The organism is Ruegeria sp. CL5, assembly GCF_056536485.1.
Map to the genome: position 1 here is coordinate 358823 of NZ_JBQFPS010000004.1, position 19364 is coordinate 378186.

Genomic DNA, 19364 nt, shown 5'->3' on the forward strand with positions numbered 1-19364 from the left:
TTTTCGATGACTTGACGCGCGGACCGGTCTATCGTGTGCTCAAGCGCCCGCAGAGCGCAAGGGGCAGAGTCGCAAGCGTCATGTCAAACACGGATACAATGGCCAATCGCTGGACGCGGTTTCATAACCGTCTTTACGCGCGCCTGAGTCAAAGGCGGAAGGCGGTCTCGGGATTCGTCGGCCAGCCCGAGCCGCGTACGGTTGGGTCTTTTGCCCGTGGTCGGCAACTGGTGGCCGGGAATTTGCTGTTTGCGGGATATCTGGTCGAGGCTGATGACACCGACCTCTGGGATGTGGTCGCGCCAAGCCTTGATTTCGATGACGAACGCCACGGTTTTGTGTGGCTGGACGATTTGGCGGCCGTGGGCGACATGCGCGCCCGGGAAAAAGCGCAGCGTTGGGTCTGGGGTTGGATAGATGCGCATGGGCGCGGCAAAGGCCCTGGTTGGGCGCCGGACCTGACAGGGCGGCGGGTCATGCGTTGGATCAATCACGCGGTTTTTCTTCTGCGCGGTGTTGATGAGGCGCAAAGCAAGGCTTTCTTTCGATCGCTGTCGCAGCAGACGTGGTTTCTGTCCAAACGCTGGACAGCGGCAACACCGGGATTGCCAAGGTTCGAGGCTCTGGCCGGTCTTGTGCAGGCCGGATTGGCGTTGGAAGGTCAGGAGCAGATGGCAGACCCGGCCTTGCGTGCTCTGGCCCGTGAGTGTGAACGTCAGATTGATGCCGAAGGCGGTATCCCAACCCGCAATCCCGAAGAATTGCTTGAGGTGTTTACCTTGTTGTCCTGGACTTCGGCGGCTCTCAGCGAAGTGGGCCGCGGCACACCTGCTTCGCAGACCGAAGCGATCAAACGCATCGCGCCGACGTTGCGAAATCTGCGCCATGCGGATGGGGCGCTGGCCAGATTTCACGGCGGTGGGCGCGGGTTGGAAGGACGGTTGGATCAGGCGTTGGCGCAAAGCGGGGTAAAGCCGCAGCAGCACTCGGACCTGTCGATGGGTTATGCGCGTCTGGCGGCCTCGCGCACGACGGTTCTGGTGGATGCCAGCGCGCCACCCAAAGGCGCAGCCTCGTATAACGCGCACGCGTCCACCCTTGCGTTTGAACTGACCTCGGGCCGGCGCCCGCTGATCGTGAACTGTGGATCGGGTGGCAGTTTTGGTCAGGATTGGCGACGTGCGGGGCGCGCAACCCCGTCCCATTCAACCCTGTGTGTCGACGGCTACTCCAGCGGGCGGCTTGCCGAAGTCGCAAAAGGATCGTCGCAGGAGGCGCTGGTCGATGGCCCTCGGGACGTCCCGGTGGATTTCGAAGATGCCTTTGAGGGCACACGGTTCATGGTCGGCCATGATGGTTACAACAAAGTGTTCGGTCTGACCCACGCCCGTACGCTCGAGCTGCGATTTGATGGGCGCGAGCTTGAAGGAGAAGATATACTGCTGACCGCAACCGACAAAGCCAAACGGCAATTTGACCGGGCCATGGACGGGGCGGGCCTGAATGGGATCGCCTTTGATATCCGTTTTCACCTGCATCCCGACGTTGATGCGGCGTTGGATTTGGGCGGTGCGGCCGTGTCGATGGCGCTCAAAAGCGGCGAGATTTGGGTTTTCCGCCACGATCGCGTTGGAAAGTTGTCAGTTGAACCAAGCGTTTACTTGGAAAAAGGTCGATTAAAGCCGCGCGCGACAAAACAGATCGTTCTATCTGGGCGCGCAATGGAGTATGCGACGCGCATCCGGTGGACGCTCAGCAAGGCTCAGGATACAGCCTATGCCGTGCGGGACACGCACCGGGACGAGCCCGTATTCGACTGACGCCAAAAGGACCTTTGGACCCATGACCGATCTTCACCCCGTGCGCCGCGCGTTGCTTTCCGTTTCCGACAAGACCGGATTGATCGAACTGGGCAAGGCACTGTCCGAACGCGGGGTCGAGTTGCTTTCGACTGGCGGCACGGCCAAAGCGTTGCGTGATGCTGGCCTAGAGGTCAAAGATGTGAGCGAGGTGACCGGTTTTCCTGAGATGATGGATGGCCGGGTCAAAACGCTTCACCCGATGGTGCATGGCGGCCTTCTGGCGCTGCGCGACAATGATACCCACGTTGCCGCGATGAACGAACACGGGATTGCTGCGATCGACCTGCTGATCGTGAATCTCTATCCGTTTGAAGCGACCGTGGCGAAGGGTGCAGGTTACGATGAGTGCATCGAGAATATCGACATTGGTGGACCTGCGATGATCCGGGCGGCGTCCAAGAACCATGCATTCGTTAACGTCGTTGTGGATGTCGAGGATTATTCTTCGCTGCTGGATCAACTTGAAGAAAACTACGGTAAGACGTCTCTGGGTTTCCGACAGTGGCTGGCGCAAAAGGCCTATGCCCGGACTGCCGCTTATGACACCGCCGTGTCCAACTGGATGGCCGACGCATTGCAGCTTGAGGCGCCGAAACGCCGCACCTTTGCGGGTGAGTTGAAACAGACCCTGCGCTATGGCGAGAATAGCCATCAGCAGGCTGCATTCTACACAGATGGTACAGATCGCCCTGGCGTGGCGACCGCTGTGCAGCATCAGGGCAAGGAACTGAGCTACAACAACATCAACGACACGGACGCGGCGTTTGAACTGGTCGCCGAGTTTGATCCGGCGGACGGCGCAGCCTGTGCCATCATTAAGCACGCGAACCCGTGCGGTGTGGCCAAGGGGGCCACGTTGCTTGAGGCCTATAAAGCCGCGTTCGATTGTGATCGGACCTCGGCCTTTGGCGGAATAGTTGCTCTGAACCAGCCTCTGGATGCGCAAACCGCGCAAGAGATCACTGGAATCTTTACCGAGGTCGTGATCGCTCCGGGTGCGTCGGACGAGGCCAAAGCGATATTCGCCGCGAAGAAGAACCTGCGCTTGCTGACCACAGAGGCTCTGCCTGACGTGACAACAGGAGGGAAAACCGTGCGTCAGGTCGCCGGTGGCCTGCTGGTGCAGGACAAGGATAACGGCTTTGTCGGCATGGATGACCTGAAGGTCGTCACCAAGAAGGCCCCGTCTGACGAACAAATGCGCGATCTGCTGTTTGCCTGGAAGGTCGCCAAACACGTAAAATCCAACGCTATCGTCTACGTTAAAAACGGCGCAACCGTAGGCGTTGGTGCAGGCCAGATGAGCCGCGTCGATTCAGCGTTGATCGCCGCCAAAAAGGCCGAGCGCATGGCCGACGTACTGGAACTGCCCCAACCACTGACCATCGGCTCGGCCGTGGCATCTGATGCGTTCTTTCCCTTTCCCGACGGATTGATGGAGGCCGCCGAGGCAGGCGCCACTTGCGTCATTCAGCCCGGCGGTTCGATGCGTGACGATGAGGTGATCGCGGCGGCAGATGAGGCAGGTCTGGCCATGGTCTTCACCGGTATGCGGCATTTCCGTCACTGATGCGCAGCCCGCTCCTCCTCTGGGCCGGACTGGCGGCGCTTTTGATCGACCAGATCAGCAAGTATCTGGTCGTTCACGTGCTGCGCGTTGCGCAGGGCGATATCGGCGTCCTGCCGCCGTTTCTGGTGTTCAAATACGGTGAGAATCGCGGCATCAACTTCGGGCTGTTTCAGGGCGACAGCGATGCAGCGCGCTGGGTCCTGATCGGCATTTCTCTGGCGATTTGTCTGGGTGTCCTGATTTGGTTGGGCCGAATAGCTCCGACGAGGTTTCAACAATTCTGCGGTGGCCTGCTGATCGGCGGCGCGCTGGGAAATGTCGTGGACCGGGTGCTTTATGGCTATGTTCTGGATTTTCTGAACATGTCCTGCTGTGGGATCAATAACCCGTTTGTGTTCAATCTGGCGGATGTGTTCATATTTGCGGGAGCATTAGGTCTGGTCCTGTTCGATGGCAAAAAGCCCTCGTGACCTGCCCGATGATATGCGATAAAAGCGCCTGAAACTGGCTGGAGACACTGATGCGTATGCCACGCACCATTCTTGTTCTGACACTCGCCGCGACAGTTGCGGGCTGTTCTGATATTGGTTTGCGCAATCTTCGGGCGCCCGGGCCCGGGCCGGATGAGTTCTCGGTCTTGCCGGTTAAGCCGCTGACCCAACCAAAGGATTATGCTTTTCTACCTGCACCTACCCCCGGTGGTGCGAATCTGACTGATCCCAATCCAAAGGCAGATGCTGTTGTGGCTCTCGGCGGTAGCGAAGCGGCCCTGAACCCCAATACCGCGATTCCTGCGAGTGATGCAGCGCTGGTCACAGCTTCAAGCCGATATGGTGTTCCCGCCAATACGCGGCAGGTTGTTGCCCAGGAAGATGCGGATTTCCGTAAGAAGAAGCAGCGCTTCACGCGTTTGCGGCTTTTCCCGGTGGATCGTTATTCGCAGGCATATCGGCGCGAGTCGATCGATGCGAACAATGCAAACGAAGCGGCGCGGCAGCGTGGTATTGAAACACCTTCTGCGCCTCCGTTGGAATGAACTTTTCTTAACATTCCGTCATTGGCCTTGAACACTGGCAGCACCACCGTAGTTTGAATACCAGAAACGAAACGGAGGATGCCCCATGGTTCGGGCCCTGGCATTGTCGGCTGCCCTGATCGCAGCATCCCCTCTTTTGGCCAAAGAGGGGCATGAGGCGGTTACCACTTTCACGCTTGATAACGGCATGGACGTCGTAGTGGTCGAAGACCACCGCGCGCCGGTGGTGCAGCATATGGTCTGGTATCGGGCAGGCTCGGCAGACGAACCGATCGGGTCCTCTGGTGTCGCGCATTTTCTGGAACACCTGCTGTTCAAGGCCACCGATACAATGGAAGCGGGTGAGTTGTCGGCCACCGTCGCGGCCAACGGGGGAAATGACAACGCATTTACCTCTTATGACTACACTGCCTATTTCCAGCGCGTTGCCGCCGACCGGTTGGAACTGATGATGCGGATGGAGGCGGACCGGATGCGCAACATCCGCCTGACTGAAAATGACATCGTGACCGAGCGCGACGTCATCCTTGAGGAACGCAACCAGAGGACCGAGAACAATCCACGCGCGCTGTTTGGCGAACAGATGAACGCAGCGCAGTATCTGAACCACCGCTATGGCGTCCCCATTATCGGCTGGAAGCACGAGATGGAAGAACTCGACATGGACGATGCCCTGTCCTTCTATCAGACCCATTATGCGCCCAATAACGCCATTCTGGTGGTGACTGGTGATGTTGACCCGGACGAGGTCAAATTGCTTGCAGATCAGTATTATGGTGTGATTCCCGCCAATCCGGACCTGCCCGAAAGGATCCGTTCGCAGGAGCCCCCGCAAACGGCTGAGCGCCGCCTGACCTACAAAGACGCCCGGGTCTCGCAGCCTTATGTGCAACGCAGTTATCTGGCACCCGAACGCGATGCAGGGGCACAGGAGAAAGCCGCGGCGCTGTTTCTTTTGGCCGAGTTGCTGGGCGGTAGCACCACATCCTATCTGAATGAAAAGCTGCAGTTTGAGCAGCAACTGGTCGTCTATACCGGTGCGTTCTACCGGGGCGTTTCACTGGATGACACAACCTTTGATCTGATTGTTGTTCCGGCCGAAGGTGTCTCGTTGCAGGAGGCCGAGGATGCGATGGATCAGGTCGTTTCAGACTTTATTGCCGAAGGCGTGAACGAAGAGGATCTGGAACGTATCAAGATGCAACTTCGCGCCGCTCAAACCTATGCGCGCGATAATGTGGACGGAATCGGAAACCGCTATGGACGCGCGCTGACCAGCGGGTTGACGGTCGAGGATGTACAGGCTTGGCCGGATATCCTGCAGGCGGTGACAAGCGATGACATCATCGCGGTGGCACGAGAAGTGATACAGCCCGAAACATCTGTAACCGGTTGGCTGATGCGTGACGATGAGGTGACACAATGAAACGGATTCTTGCGACTCTGATCGCTGTTGTTATCGCGCTGCCCGCATCGGCTGAAATCAAAATCCAGGAGGTAACTTCGCCAGGGGGAATCACCGCATGGCTGGTCGAAGATCACTCAATACCCTTTACCGCGCTTGAGATGCGATTTCGTGGCGGCACCTCCTTGGATGATCCCGATAAACGCGGCGCAGTTTACCTGATGAGCGGGTTGATCGAGGAAGGCGCGGGCGACATGGATGTCCGGACCTATGCGCGCGAGCTTGAGGCATTGGCGGCCTCATTCAGCTACCGCGCGACGGATGATACAGTCTCGATTTCAACCCGCTTCCTGACCGAGAACCGCGATGATGTGGTCAATCTGTTGCGGACTACAATTCACGACCCCCGCTTTGACCAAGATGCCATTGAACGGGTGCGGGGGCAGGTGCTCTCGGGTCTGAAATCGGACCAAACTGATCCGAACGATATTGCCGGACGCAGTTTTGCAGCAATGGCTTACGGAGATCACCCCTACGCGACGGACGGAAAAGGGACGATCGAAAGTGTTTCGGGGCTGACCCGTGACGATATCATTGCGGCCTACGAGAACGTCTTTGCCAAGGATCGGCTATATGTCGGGGCCGTCGGTGACATCACCGCAGAAGAATTGGGCACATTGTTGGATACTCTGCTGGTGGATTTGCCAGAAACAGGGAAAGCCATCCCGGATAAGGCCGATGTTAAGATCGATGGCGGCATAAGTGTGGTGGAATTCAACACGCCTCAATCGGTTGCTCTTTTTGGCCAAAAAGGCATTGACCGCGACGATCCTGATTTCTTTGCAGCCTTTATCCTGAATCACATATTAGGCGGTGGTGGATTTGAAAGCCGCCTGATGCACGAAGTGCGGGAAAAACGTGGTCTAACCTACGGTGTCTCGACCTTTCTGGTGCCCAAGGATCTGGCCTCGGTTTACCTTGGTTCGGTCTCATCCGCCAACGACCGGATTGCCGACGCGGTTAACGTGATCCGCGATGAGTGGGCCCGCGCTGCGTCCGAGGGATTTACCCAAGAGGAACTGGATGACGCCAAGACCTATCTTACAGGCGCATATCCGCTACGGTTCGACGGGAATGGACAGATCGCGGGGATCATGGTGGGGATGCAGATGGAAGACTTACCCATCGACTATATCGCAACCCGCAATGACAAGGTGAACGCGGTGACACTGGAGGATTTAAACCGGGTAGCCGCCGAGTTTTTGGACCCCGAAGGCCTGCATTTCACCGTGGTTGGGAAACCGATCGGTCTGGACGGATAGCGGTCAGACGACCTTGCTGCGCGTCATGACCGTGTGATTGTGTTGAGCCAGTCGTGCAGGACGCGCAAACTATAATCTGCCAAGGGTACTAGAAATCCCTTGGCGTGCAATTTTGTGACTTAGGAGTTCATTAATGAGTCGTGGTCATAATTTGGCCAGAAACATCAAGGATGCTTTCGTTGTCGAGGCGATTGAGCGGTTAGATCAGACCGGTGTCTCGTGCGACAATAGGTAGGATAGAAAGACGCCATGATAGTTGCGGTATTAGGAATGGGTATACTTGCAGGGCTGCTGACATTTGCGGCTTCACTGGCTCTTGGCCAATCCCTGCTTGGCGCGTTCATACTCTATATTGTTGCCAGTTTGTTGACTACGCTTTTGGTTGCAGCTGGCCTGTGTGCCAAACGCTCGTAGCCTTCTTTGAAACGGTAATCCTGCGGGTCTTTAGACGCTGGCGACACCTATGTCCTGACCGGTACTTAGTTGTGTTTTGCTGTCCGCAGCATCTGCCCCATCATTTGCCCGAATTTGCCTGACCCGCGCTGATAAAGCGCTCCGTCGACGGCTAGAACAGTGCCGCTGATATAGCTGGCAAGGTCAGAGCTGAGGAACAGGCAGGCGTTTGCCACGTCCTTCGGTTGGCCCCAACGGCCCAACGGTACGTCTTTGCGTAACGCTTCCCCAGCATCTGGGGTAGGGGCAAGGCGTTTGGCTCCCTCGGTGCCTTCGATGAAACCGGGCACGACCGAGTTCACACGAATGCCTTCCACACCCCATTCCATCGAAAGGGTCCGGGTGATTTGATCCACGCCCGCCTTTGCCGCGCAGACATGGGCCTGACCTTCATAAGGTAAGTAGGCCTGCGGGGCCGAAATGTTGATGATGCTGGCGCCGGGGCGTTTGAGGAACGGGTAGGCCCCCTTCATCACGTGGATCGTGCCCATCAGGTCGATATCGATCACAGTTTTGAACGCATTGACTGACATCTCAGCCGCCAGCGCCGGGAAGTTACCTGCTGCGCCCGATACCAAAACGTCAAAATCGCCTAATGTATCATGGAACTGTTTCAGTCCAGCCGCTACGGCCTCAGGGTTCCTCACGTCAAACGCTGCACCGAAGGCATCCTGTGCGCCAGCGGCTTTCAGAGCCGCGACCGTATCATCAACCTTTTCCTGCGAACGACTGGCTACAGCCAGTTTGGAGCCCGAGGCCGCAAAGGCCTCGGCAATGCCGCGATTGATGCCGCTGGTTCCGCCGATGACGATGACGGTTTTTCCTGAAAAATCCATGTAGACCTCCCTTGGCAGGGAGCCCTACTCGCCGTAGGGCACCCAGATGTTTTTCACTTCGGTCGCAGCCTGAAGGAACCGGCGGGAATGGTCCATGCTCCAGTCAAATGCCGTCGCGTTATTGACCCAAGTTCGCTTCAGGTTTCCGGCCGAGACGGCTTCGATCTCTTTCGAAAGGTCGGTGGACGAGAACGACCAGACCGCATCCACGTTCAGATGTGAGGCCAGCGGTTTCGCCAATTCCACATGACTGCCGGTCAGGATGTTCACCACGCCAGCGGGGACGTCCGAAGTTTCGAGGATCTGGTAAAAGTCTGTTGCCGCCAGTGGATAGGGCTCGGAAGCCACCAGAACTGTCCGGTTGCCCATGGCAATCGCTGGCGCCATCGCAGAAACCAGACCCAGAAGCGGTGCCTCGTCGGCACACAGAGCACCGATCACGCCAACGGACTCTTTCATCGCAATAGCGACTCCCCGGATCGGAACGCCATGCACCTGACCGTCATACTTGTCGGCCCAGGCAGCGGCGGCAAACAGACGCTGGATTGAGGCTTCAACCTCTTTCGCGCCGTCCTTTTTGCCGGTCATTGCGTCGATACGCGCGGCGAATTCATCGGCACGGGCCGAGAGGTTTTCGCCGATGTAGTACAAGATCTGCGCGCGCAGGTGGCCGGTTGTCTTGGACCAACCCTTGGCACCAGCTGCGGCCTCAACCGCGTTCCGGATGTCCTTGCGATTACCAAGCCCCACATGGCCCAGCAGACCGGATTTACCCCAAACGGGCTTTGAATAGCCACCGTCGGGCCGCGCCTGTTTACCACCGATATACAATTTGGCGGTGCGGTCGATTGGATCGACCGGAGCACCTTCGCCCATGATCGCCTCGATCTTCGCCAGCGGTTTACCTTTGCCCTTGGGCTTTGTGTATGCCGCCAAACCTTCCCAGCCGCCTTCGCGACCAAAGCCGCTTTCGCGCACGCCGCCAAACCCGGCGGCGGCGTCAAACAGGTTGGTCGCGTTCACCCAGACCACGCCAGCAACCAGCTTGGGCGCGATGTCCAGCGCGAGGTTTACGTTTTCGGTCCAGACCGTTGCTGCCAACCCGTAGCGGGTGTTGTTTGCCAGTTCGACCGCTTCTTCGGGGGTGCGGAAGGTGGACGAAACTAGCACCGGTCCAAAGATCTCTTCCTGCATCAGCGGGTCAGAGGTCTCCAACCCCGAGATCAGCGTTGGCGGGTAGTAGCAGCCGTTCGCGGGCAAGTCGCAAGCGGCCTGATGAACGCGACCAGCGGTGTTACTTTCAACCATGCCCTTGATGGTCTGCAGCTGAACAGGGTCCACTACAGCGCCCACGTCGATGCACTTGTCCAGCGGGTCACCGATGCGCAGGGTGTCCATCCGGGCACGTAACTTAGCGTGGAAACGATCGGCGATGCCCTCTTGAACCAGAAGGCGCGAGCCTGCGCAGCAGACTTGACCCTGATTGAACCAGATGGCGTCGACCAGACCTTCGATGGCACTGTCGATATCGGCGTCATCAAAGACGACGTAGGCGGACTTACCGCCCAATTCTAATGTCAGCTCCTTGCCCGACCCTGCAGTCGCCTCGCGGATGCGCCGCCCCACAACTGTCGAACCGGTAAAGGCGATCTTATCGACGTCCGCGTTTACGATCATCTCGCCCACCGCACCGTCTCCGGTCACGATATTGACCACGCCTTTCGGCAACCCGGCCTGCGAGCAGATATCGGCGAACAGCAGTGCGGTCAGCGAGGTGTACTCGGCCGGCTTCAGAACCACCGTGTTGCCCATTGCCAGCGCAGGCGCGATTTTCCACGCCAGCATCAACAGCGGGAAGTTCCACGGAATGATCTGGCCGCAAACCCCCAGCGCCTGAGCGTCGGGCAGTTCGCTTTCCATCAACTGCGCCATGCCCGCATGGTAATAGAAATGCCGCTGCGCCAGCGGGATGTCGATATCGCGCGATTCACGGATCGGCTTACCGTTGTCGAGGCTTTCGAGCACGGCAAACAGGCGCGAATGCTTCTGCAGCAGGCGCGCAATCGCGTAGAGATAACGTGTACGCCCCGCGCCGCCCAGCTTCTCCCATTTGGGTTGCGCCTTGCGCGCGGCGGCAACGGCAGCGTCCACGTCACCCTGTTTCGCTTGCGTCAGCTTGGCCAGAACCTCTCCGGTCGCCGGATTGCGGCTATCAAACCCTTTGCCGGGTTTGGTGAATGCGCCATCGATATAGTGGCCGAACTTGTCGCCCTGATCGACCAGCCAGGCCAGAGCCTCGGCTGCGCTTTCGGGGGCAGGGCCGTAGTCCATGGTCTCGAAAATCTCTTTGACTGTCATTGTTTTTGTCCTCAGCCCATGGAGTGACGGTAACCAGCGGAGTAAGCGCCGGTGACATAGTGTTCCAACTGCCGCTCGATATCGCCCAGCAGTGATGAGGCGCCAAAGCGAAACAGATCCGGTTCCAGCCAGCGGTCGCCCAGCTCGTCCTTGATCAGCGACAGATAGACCAGCGCATCCTTGGCTTTCGAAATCCCACCCGCAGGCTTGTAGCCTACGCGATAGCCGGTGCGGTCATAATAGTCGCGAATGGCTCGGATCATCACCAGCGAAACAGGCAAGGTTGCGTTGACGCTTTCCTTGCCGGTCGAGGTCTTGATGAAATCAGCACCTGCCATCATGCAGACCAGAGAGGCGCGGGCGACATTGCGCAGGCTGCCCAGTTCGCCGGTGGCAAGGATGGCTTTGACATGGGCATCACCACAAGCGACGCGGAACGCTTTCATCTCATCATAAAGGGCCTGCCAATCGCCGGACAGCACATGACGGCGCGATATCACAATATCGATCTCTTCGGCGCCCGCTTTCACACTTTCTTCGATCTCGGCCACGCGCAGATGGAATGGAGATAGACCAGCCGGGAAGCCAGTGGATACCGCCGCAACCGGAATACCAGTGCCTTCCAATGCGTCCACAGCCGTTTCGATCATGTCATGGTAGACGCAGACCGCTCCGGTTGTGATTGGCGGCATGTCCAGCGCCTGCAGAACCGACGATGCCACTGGTTGCCGAGCCTTGGCACAAAGGCGGCGAACCCGCCCTACTGTGTCATCACCCGATAGGGTGGTCAGGTCGATCATTGTGATCGCCTTCAGCAGCCATGCTGCCTGGTATTCCTTCTTTACCGACCGCCGACCGGGCAGCGTCGCGGCGCGGCGTTCGATGGCCGAAGTGTTGGCCTGTACGGCCCGCACCCAATCCAGATCCAGGTCCATTCCCGGGTTCCGGGGCTCGGTCACTTGCGGCAGATGCGGGGTGCGCACGGGGCTTTCTGAGCTCTGCGTTTCCATTTTTCCGTCCTTTTGGAGGTTTGCGCCAAATTCGCATGGGCTGCGAAGAAAAGAAAGGTGTGCCGACCCCTGCAAAGAGTAAAATTTTGACCAAATGGACAAAAAAGATGTTTTCTTGCGAGTAATTCGCATTTGCATTGACTTAGTTGCGAATGGTTCGCATATTCAGAGGTAACAAGGCACCTAAATGGAGTCGCAAATGATTCGCCGTACCTTTCTTGCAGCATTGGCTTTCGTTGCTGCATTACCAGCCGCCGCTATTGCCGAGGCGCCGTTGAAGGTTGTCGCAACGACCGGCATGATCGCTGATACGGCCCGGCAAATCGGCGGTGATCAGGTTGAAGTTAAAGGTTTGATGGGCCCAGGTGTTGACCCACATGCTTATCGTCAGACGCGCACAGATATTGTTGCGATGACCCGCGCAGATCTAGTGCTGTGGCACGGCCTCTATCTCGAAGCGCAGATGGAAGATTTCTTCGATGATCTGGGACGCAAGCAAACCGTTGTGGCAGTTGCGGAGGGTGTCGACAAAGGCAAATTACGCGCTCATGACGACTACGCCGACAAATATGACCCGCATGTCTGGATGAGCCCGGTGCTATGGCGTGATGTTGTGCTTGAGGTGCAAGACGCTCTGACTCTAGCTCGCCCTGAGGCTGCAGAATTCTTTTCTGCAAATACTCAAGCGTTTCTGGCCGAGATCGACGCGTTGAGCGCTTATGGCGAACAGATGCTTACTGCAGTTCCTGATGACAACCGTATGTTGGTAACCGCCCATGACGCCTTTGGCTATTTCGGTGCTGAATATGGCTATGAAGTGCTGGGTGTTCAGGGCATCTCGACCCAATCAGAGGCCGGTTTGAACCGCATCGGTGAGTTGGTCGACACACTCGTGAACCGTCAGTTGAAAGCGGTCTTCGTGGAAAGCTCGGTCTCTGACCGGTCCATGCGTGCTCTGATCGAGGGTGCCGCGGCTGAAGGCCACGAGGTCGGTGTCGGTGGAGAGCTTTACTCGGACGCGATGGGAGAGCCCGGCACATATGAGGGCACTTATATCGGAATGCTTGATCACAACATCACCGTGATTGCCGGGGCGCTGGGCGCGGATGTGCCGCAGCGTGGCATGAACGGCAAACTGTCGGCGGGGCTCTGAGCCATGCTGGAACTCGCAACAGTTCAAGGTGTTTCAATTGAAGGGCAGGATATTGATCGCTGCCCGCTCGCCATTCGCGGTCTGACTGTCTCGTACGGTCAGAAGCCCGCAGTGTTCTCGGTGGATATGACGGTGCAACCCGGCGCGATGACGGCGATCATCGGACCGAATGGGGCTGGCAAGTCCACTTTGCTCAAGGCCGCGTTGGGGATCGTATCGCCTCTTTCCGGTCAGGTGACGGTGTTTGGCCAGCCGCTCGAAGATCAACGTGCGCGTATCGCCTATGTCCCGCAGCGCGCCAGTGTGGATTGGGATTTTCCGACACGCGTGATTGACGTGGTTCTGATGGGATTGTCGCGTCAGTTGGGTCTACTGGGTCGTGTTCGCGCACGTCATATGGCCCGCGCCATGGACTGTTTGAACCGTGTCGGAATGCGAGAGTTTGCTGACCGTCAGATTGGTCAGCTTTCCGGTGGTCAGCAGCAGAGGGTCTTTCTTGCGCGTGCATTGGCTCAGGATGCTGATCTGTACCTGCTGGACGAGCCCTTTGCGGGCGTGGACGCCGCAACCGAAAAGGCCATCATTGCTGTGCTCAAATCACTAAAGCAAGCAGGCAAGACCGTTGTCGTGGTGCATCACGACCTGGCAACGGTTTCGGACTATTTTGACCATGTGTTCCTGATCAACACCCGCAAGGTGGCCGAAGGTTCGGTTGAGCAGGCCTTTACTGCGGAAACGTTGCAAGCCGCTTATGGCGGACGCCTCGCAACGGCACAGATTGATCAGATTTCACGCGCGCTGGGATAATCATGCTTTGGGATGCTCTGACCCTGCAGCTAGGCTATAACGCCACGCTGGTCGCGATCGGTGCGACGTTGCTGGGCATTTCAGCGGGAGTGACCGGCACGTTTCTGTTCCTGCGTAAGCGTGCCCTCGTAAGTGATGCCATTAGCCATGCGACCCTGCCGGGGGTTTGCCTTGCCTTCATGGCATTGGTGGCGTTTGGAGGGGATGGGCGCAATCTAATTGGTCTGTTGGTCGGTTCGGCCATATCGGCTTGGGTCGGTCTGCTTTGCATGAACTGGCTAACGCGTCATACGCGGCTTGCAGAGGATGCTGCGATCGGTGCGGTTCTTTCGGTCTTCTTTGGTTTTGGTGTTGTCCTGCTGACGGTGATTCAGACCATGGGTGTTGGACGTCAAGCAGGGTTGGAGGGGTTCTTGCTTGGGTCCACCGCCGGAATGCTCTGGGCAGACGCGCTGGTGATCGCAATCGGTGGCGCGGCGACTCTGTTGCTGGTGATGATTATCCGCCGTCCGATGACGATGGTGGCCTTTGATCCCGAATACGCCGCCGCGCGTGGGTTGCCTGTGCACCGGATTGATCTGGCGATGATGGGACTTGTTATGGCGGTCACTGTGGTCGGGTTGAAGATCGTTGGCCTGATCCTAATTGTTGCACTGCTCATCATTCCTCCGGTGACAGCGCGGTTTTGGACAGAACGATCCGACCGTGTTGTGCTGCTGGCAGGGATATCCGGGGGGCTTGCTGGCTTTTTGGGGGCAGGAATTTCGGCCTCGGCACCGAACCTGCCAACCGGTCCGATCATTGTCCTGGTCAGTTTTGGATTTTTCGCGCTGTCACTTTTGTTCGCACCGGTTCGAGGCGTTTTGGCGGCGGTACTGCGGCACCTTAGGTTCCAGCGACGCGTGCATATCCGGCAGGGTCTTCTGGCGCTGGCGCAAGGTCAGAAGATCTATGAGCCACTGACCATTCGCCTGCTGCGTCGTGCGGGTATCGTGCGCGCCGATGGTGTCGCGACAGATGAAGGGAAAGCGCGCGCCGCCAAAGCGCTGCGGGACGAAAAGCGGTGGGAATTCGTACGTGCCGATCAGGCGCACGAGGCCACCGCGGCGCTGTACGATGGTTTGCGTGATATCGAGACTGTTCTAACGCGCGATCAGATCGCCGAAATAGACCGTCGCATCGGTGGCCCGCAGGAGGTCATGCCATGAGTGGTGAAGAATTTGTCCCTCTGTCGCTGACCCCTCTGTTGATTGGAACATTTGCAGCCATCGCTTGCGCGCTTCCCGGAAACTTTCTGGTTCTTCGTAAACAGGCCCTTATTGGCGATGCGATCAGCCATGTGGTTCTGCCCGGCATTGTCGTGGCGTTTCTGCTGACAGGTGCGATCTCTACTTGGCCAATGATGCTCGGCGCGGCCGGGGCCGCTGTCGTTGCCGTTGTGATGATCGAGGCGATCCGACGATTAGGTCAGATTGAACCCGGCGCCGCAATGGGAGTGGTGTTCACAACCATGTTTGCGGGCGGGGTATTACTGTTGGAACAGACTGATACCTCGACGGTTCATCTAGACGTGGAACATGCGCTTTATGGCAATCTGGAAAGCTTGATCTGGTTGGATGCCACAGGATGGTCGTCTCTGCTGGACGTACAGGCGTTGGCTGGTCTGCCCCCCGAATTGCCCCGAATTGCACTGACGATGGTGGGTGTCATCTTGTTTACCTGGTTGTTCTGGCGGCCGCTCAAGATCTCGACATTCGACGAAGGATTTGCTCGTACCATTGGCATCCGAACCGGTGTGTTGGGTATGGCGCTGGTCATCACAGCGGCGATCGCTGCCGTAGCTGCATTTGATGCCGTGGGATCAATCATCGTGATCGCCATGTTCATCTGTCCACCCGCTGCGGCTCGGATGATGACGAACCGGCTGGAAACCCAGATTGTCTGGAGCGTTCTGTTCGCGACCATTTCAGCCATCTCGGGATATGTTCTGGCTGGGTACGGCCCATTGTGGCTGGGGGGTGCAGATGCTGTTAGTGCTGCGGGAATGATCGCGACGATATCTGGCTTGATACTGGCGCTGACCGCCGTCCTTGGCCCCTGGCGAACCCGCAGCGGAGCCCCCAGCCAGGCTTAACTTGGCGTATTCACGCCAATGGGTTTCGCAAGGTTTCGGCTGAACTTCGCCAACTGGAAACAATTTCCAAATATTAACGGGATTTATTCCATGTGCGATGGTACGCAAACCTTGATCAAATACCACAAGACCACCACTCACTCTGGTATATCCGGCCAGTATTGACCTAAGTCGCTACCCCCTTTACGACAGGGTTAAGCTGGCCGGATACATCATTTGCTCGCCCGCTGTACCATCCAAACCTGTGGTCGAATCGCGCATATCTATGCTAGGTATAGTGGTATGGTGTATGCAGACCCCAATATCAGCAATGATCGCCCGGTAATTCGGCAGCTTGATGATGCAGCGATCAATCGGATTGCTGCTGGTGAAGTCGTGGAACGGCCGGCCTCTGCAGTTAAAGAATTGGTCGAAAATGCCATAGATGCCGGGGCCAAACGCATTGCCGTCGAAGTCGCGGATGGCGGCAAGACCCTGATTCGTGTCACAGATGATGGGTGTGGGATCGCAGCCGGGGATTTGCCACTGGCGCTGTCGCGCCATGCGACATCGAAGATCGACGGCGCCGACCTGTTGAATATCCACACCTTTGGATTTCGCGGTGAAGCACTGCCCTCGCTGGGGGCTGTCGGGCGTTTGACCATCACCAGCCGTGTCTCGGGTGCTGATGCGGCCTCGATCCAAGTGTCCGGTGGCAAAATGGATGCAGTGAAGCCAGCAGCCTTGCGCGCTGGGACTGTGGTTGAGTTGCGAGACCTGTTCTACGCCACCCCGGCACGGCTGAAATTCATGCGCACGGACCGGGCCGAGGCGCAGGCGATCTCGGACATTGTGAAACGTTTGGCGATGGCCGAGCCTTCGGTCGCGTTCACTCTGCGCGATGTCTCGGGTGGGGGAGAGGGGCGCGTGACCTTTCGTGCCGACCGCGAGAATGGCGATCTGTTTGATGCGCTGCATGCCCGATTGGCGCGCGTTCTTGGCCGTGAGTTCGCTGAGAATGCTTTGCAGATCGATGCCACACGCGAAGGGCTCAGGCTTTATGGCTATGCCGCGCTGCCGACCTATTCGCGCGGGGCTGCAGTGGCGCAGTATCTGTTCGTCAATGGGCGACCCGTGCGGGACAAGATGTTGACCGGTGCCCTGCGCGCGGCCTATTTCGATTTCCTCAGCCGCGACCGGCATCCGGCGGCGGCGCTGTTCATAGATTGCGATCCAACGCTGGTGGATGTGAATGTACATCCGGCAAAATCCGAGGTTCGGTTCCGCGATCCCGGCCTCGCGCGTGGCTTGATCGTGTCCAGCCTGCGTCACGCGTTGGCCGAGGCCGGGCACCGGGCATCTTCGACCGTGGCCAACGCAACCTTGGGTGCGATGCGGCCCGAGCCGGCACCTGCAACCCCGGCGCGGGTGTATCAAATGGATCGCCCGTCATCCGCGGCGCGTCAGGCGGCCTATCGGGCGCAGTCTCCGGGCTTTGCGGAACTGTCGCAGGACTATAGCGGACGCATCATGGAACCGGTGCCCGAAACTGCACCGGTGGATGAGCCGCAAGACCTGCCCTTGGGGGCGGCGCGCGGGCAGGTGCACGAGAATTACATCATCGCCCAAACGGCAGACGGCATGGTGATCGTGGATCAACACGCCGCACATGAACGGCTGGTTTACGAAAAGCTCAAGGCTCAGATGGCCGAAAATGGCGTTGCCGCACAAGCGTTGTTGATCCCCGAAATCGTCGAACTGACAGACGGTGACTGCGCGCGTCTGATGGCCGTTGCAGAGGACCTGTCGCGCTTTGGATTGACCATCGAATCCTTTGGTGGCGGGGCCATCGCGGTGCGCGAAACTCCGGCCATTCTTGGCGAGGTCGATGCCCGCGCGATGATCCTCGATATCCTTGATGAGCTTGCTGATCAGGGCGAAAGCCAGACGGTGCAAGCGCGGATCGAGGCGATCCTGAGCCGCGTGGCCTGCCATGGTTCGGTTCGGTCTGGCCGTCGGATGCGGGCCGAAGAGATGAATGCCCTGCTGCGCGAGATGGAGGCGACGCCCCATTCCGGGCAGTGCAACCACGGGCGGCCAACTTATGTGGAACTGAAGCTGAGCGATATCGAACGCCTGTTCGGCCGCAGTTGATCCGCTGGCCCGCTCGGGCTATGAAGAATAAAACAAGAACATCCGAGGCAACATGATCGAGATTGCTGGCACCCAATATGCGTTGAATGACCCTATCATCCTGATTGCAGGCGGGGTGGTGGTGTTGATTCTGCTGCTTCTGTTTCTGTCACTTCGAGCGTCACAGCGTTCAGCTCAAATGGCGGAGCCGCTGGCCAGGCAGATGGCGCACCTTGGGCAGCATGTGCAGCAACTGAGCCAGGGGCAGGAACAACTGCGGGGTGGCCTACAGCATGTCTCGGACACGCAGGCCAACGCGCAGGTGCAGGTGATCCAGACCGTTGAATCCCGCCTGTCATCAGTGCAACAGCAGATGAATGACCGGCTGGCGGATAACGCGATGAAATCGGCGCGCGCTCTGGCTGAGATGCAGGAGCGGATGAAGGAATCGCTGCATGGTTCGTCGAAACAGACGGCGACCTCGCTGACGCAATTGCAGGAACGTCTGGCAGCCATCGACAAAGCGCAGGACAATATCACCAAGCTTTCAGGCGACGTGCTGTCGTTGCAGGATATTCTGTCGAACAAGCAGACGCGCGGGGCATTCGGGGAAATCCAGCTGAACGATATCGTTTCGAAGGCGCTGCCATCAGATAGTTTTCAGCTGCAGGCCACGTTATCGAACGGACGGCGCGCTGATTGCCTGATCAACCTGCCGAACCCTCCCGGACCGATCGTGATCGACAGTAAGTTCCCGCTGGAAGCCTATGAGGCGCTGATCGGATCGACCAACGACATGGAGCTGAAAGCAGCGGTACAGATGTTCCGCAGTACCGTGCGCAAGCACATCAACGATATTGCCGAGAAGTACATTCTGGACGGTGAAACTGCAGATGGTGCGCTGATGTTTCTACCCTCTGAGGCAGTCTATGCCGAGCTGCACGCCAAGTTCCCTGAATTGGTGCAAGAGAGTTTCTCGAAACGCGTTTGGATCGTTTCACCCACAACTTGCATGGCGACGCTGAACACCATGCGGGCGATCCTTAAAGATGCGCGTATGCGCGAACAGGCCGGTGCGATCCGCAAGGAATTGGGGCTGCTGCATAAGGATGTGGAACGTTTGGGCGACCGGGTGTCGAACCTCGACCGTCATTTCGGGCAGGCTGCAAAGGATATCTCGGAAATCAAGATCAGCGCGGAAAAGGCGGGTCGCCGGGCGCAACGGTTGGACAATTTCGACTTCGAAGAGCTTGCGCCGGATGACCAAACAAACGTCGTGCCGCTGGGAAAAACCGAAGGGTAAGCG

Annotated in this window: 15 protein-coding genes; 12 read left to right on the forward strand and 3 right to left on the reverse strand. The window is 58.1% G+C overall.

From position 1 onward, the window contains the following. The first annotated feature begins 80 nt into the window (after positions 1-80). From ACR0IU_RS09755 to ACR0IU_RS09780, 6 genes are all read left to right on the forward strand, one after another. Positions 81-1820, forward strand: a complete 1740-nt coding sequence (locus ACR0IU_RS09755) for a heparinase II/III family protein (RefSeq protein WP_480716105.1) — start codon at positions 81-83, stop codon at positions 1818-1820. Positions 1821-1842: 22 nt separating this feature from the next. Continuing rightward, on the forward strand, positions 1843-3432 hold the full coding sequence (gene purH, locus ACR0IU_RS09760; protein ID WP_480716106.1) for a bifunctional phosphoribosylaminoimidazolecarboxamide formyltransferase/IMP cyclohydrolase: 1590 nt from the start codon (positions 1843-1845) through the stop codon (positions 3430-3432). Further along, complete coding sequence (lspA, locus tag ACR0IU_RS09765) at positions 3432-3902, forward strand: signal peptidase II (RefSeq protein ID WP_480656364.1); 471 nt, start codon at positions 3432-3434, stop codon at positions 3900-3902. Before purH ends, lspA begins: the two co-directional genes overlap by 1 nt. 50 nt (positions 3903-3952) lie before the next feature. Further along, positions 3953-4468 carry a DUF3035 domain-containing protein gene (locus tag ACR0IU_RS09770; RefSeq protein WP_010438645.1) on the forward strand — a complete coding sequence of 172 codons (516 nt, stop codon included), beginning with the start codon at positions 3953-3955 and terminating at the stop codon, positions 4466-4468. An 85-nt stretch (positions 4469-4553) separates the two neighbouring features. After that, the gene (locus tag ACR0IU_RS09775) at positions 4554-5894 is read left to right on the forward strand and encodes a M16 family metallopeptidase (RefSeq protein ID WP_480716107.1); all 1341 of its coding nucleotides are present in this window, start codon (positions 4554-4556) and stop codon (positions 5892-5894) included. Beyond that, the gene (locus ACR0IU_RS09780) at positions 5891-7195 is read left to right on the forward strand and encodes a M16 family metallopeptidase (protein ID WP_480716108.1); all 1305 of its coding nucleotides are present in this window, start codon (positions 5891-5893) and stop codon (positions 7193-7195) included. The genes ACR0IU_RS09775 and ACR0IU_RS09780 overlap by 4 nt, the downstream gene beginning before the upstream one ends. Positions 7196-7674: 479 nt before the next feature. On the opposite strand, the gene ACR0IU_RS09785 is transcribed toward ACR0IU_RS09780, so the two are convergent. The 3 genes from ACR0IU_RS09785 to deoC are packed head-to-tail and all read right to left on the reverse strand — an operon-like array spanning position 7675 to position 11852. Then, positions 7675-8484 carry an SDR family oxidoreductase gene (locus ACR0IU_RS09785; RefSeq protein ID WP_480716109.1) on the reverse strand — a complete coding sequence of 270 codons (810 nt, stop codon included), beginning with the start codon at positions 8482-8484 and terminating at the stop codon, positions 7675-7677. A gap of 24 nt (positions 8485-8508) precedes the next feature. Next, positions 8509-10842, reverse strand: a complete 2334-nt coding sequence (locus tag ACR0IU_RS09790) for an aldehyde dehydrogenase family protein (protein WP_480716110.1) — start codon at positions 10840-10842, stop codon at positions 8509-8511. A gap of 11 nt (positions 10843-10853) precedes the next feature. Continuing rightward, the gene (deoC, locus tag ACR0IU_RS09795; RefSeq protein WP_170541747.1) at positions 10854-11852 is read right to left on the reverse strand and encodes a deoxyribose-phosphate aldolase; all 999 of its coding nucleotides are present in this window, start codon (positions 11850-11852) and stop codon (positions 10854-10856) included. 199 nt (positions 11853-12051) lie between these two features. Between deoC and ACR0IU_RS09800 the strand changes: the two genes are divergently transcribed. From ACR0IU_RS09800 to ACR0IU_RS09825, 6 genes are all read left to right on the forward strand, one after another. Then, positions 12052-13005 carry a metal ABC transporter solute-binding protein, Zn/Mn family gene (locus tag ACR0IU_RS09800; protein ID WP_480716111.1) on the forward strand — a complete coding sequence of 318 codons (954 nt, stop codon included), beginning with the start codon at positions 12052-12054 and terminating at the stop codon, positions 13003-13005. A gap of 3 nt (positions 13006-13008) precedes the next feature. After that, positions 13009-13812: a metal ABC transporter ATP-binding protein gene (locus ACR0IU_RS09805; protein WP_480716112.1), complete on the forward strand. Its 804-nt coding sequence runs from the start codon at positions 13009-13011 to the stop codon at positions 13810-13812. A 2-nt stretch (positions 13813-13814) separates the two neighbouring features. Beyond that, positions 13815-15020, forward strand: coding sequence for a metal ABC transporter permease (locus ACR0IU_RS09810; RefSeq protein WP_480716113.1), 1206 nt, complete (start codon positions 13815-13817; stop codon positions 15018-15020). Next, positions 15017-15946 (forward strand): metal ABC transporter permease, encoded by a 930-nt coding sequence (locus tag ACR0IU_RS09815; RefSeq protein WP_480716114.1) that lies wholly within the window; start codon positions 15017-15019, stop codon positions 15944-15946. The genes ACR0IU_RS09810 and ACR0IU_RS09815 overlap by 4 nt, the downstream gene beginning before the upstream one ends. A 282-nt stretch (positions 15947-16228) precedes the next feature. Next, positions 16229-18079: a DNA mismatch repair endonuclease MutL gene (gene mutL / locus ACR0IU_RS09820; RefSeq protein ID WP_480716115.1), complete on the forward strand. Its 1851-nt coding sequence runs from the start codon at positions 16229-16231 to the stop codon at positions 18077-18079. 52 nt (positions 18080-18131) lie between these two features. After that, positions 18132-19361, forward strand: coding sequence for a DNA recombination protein RmuC (locus tag ACR0IU_RS09825; protein WP_480716116.1), 1230 nt, complete (start codon positions 18132-18134; stop codon positions 19359-19361). Positions 19362-19364 lie beyond the last annotated feature (3 nt).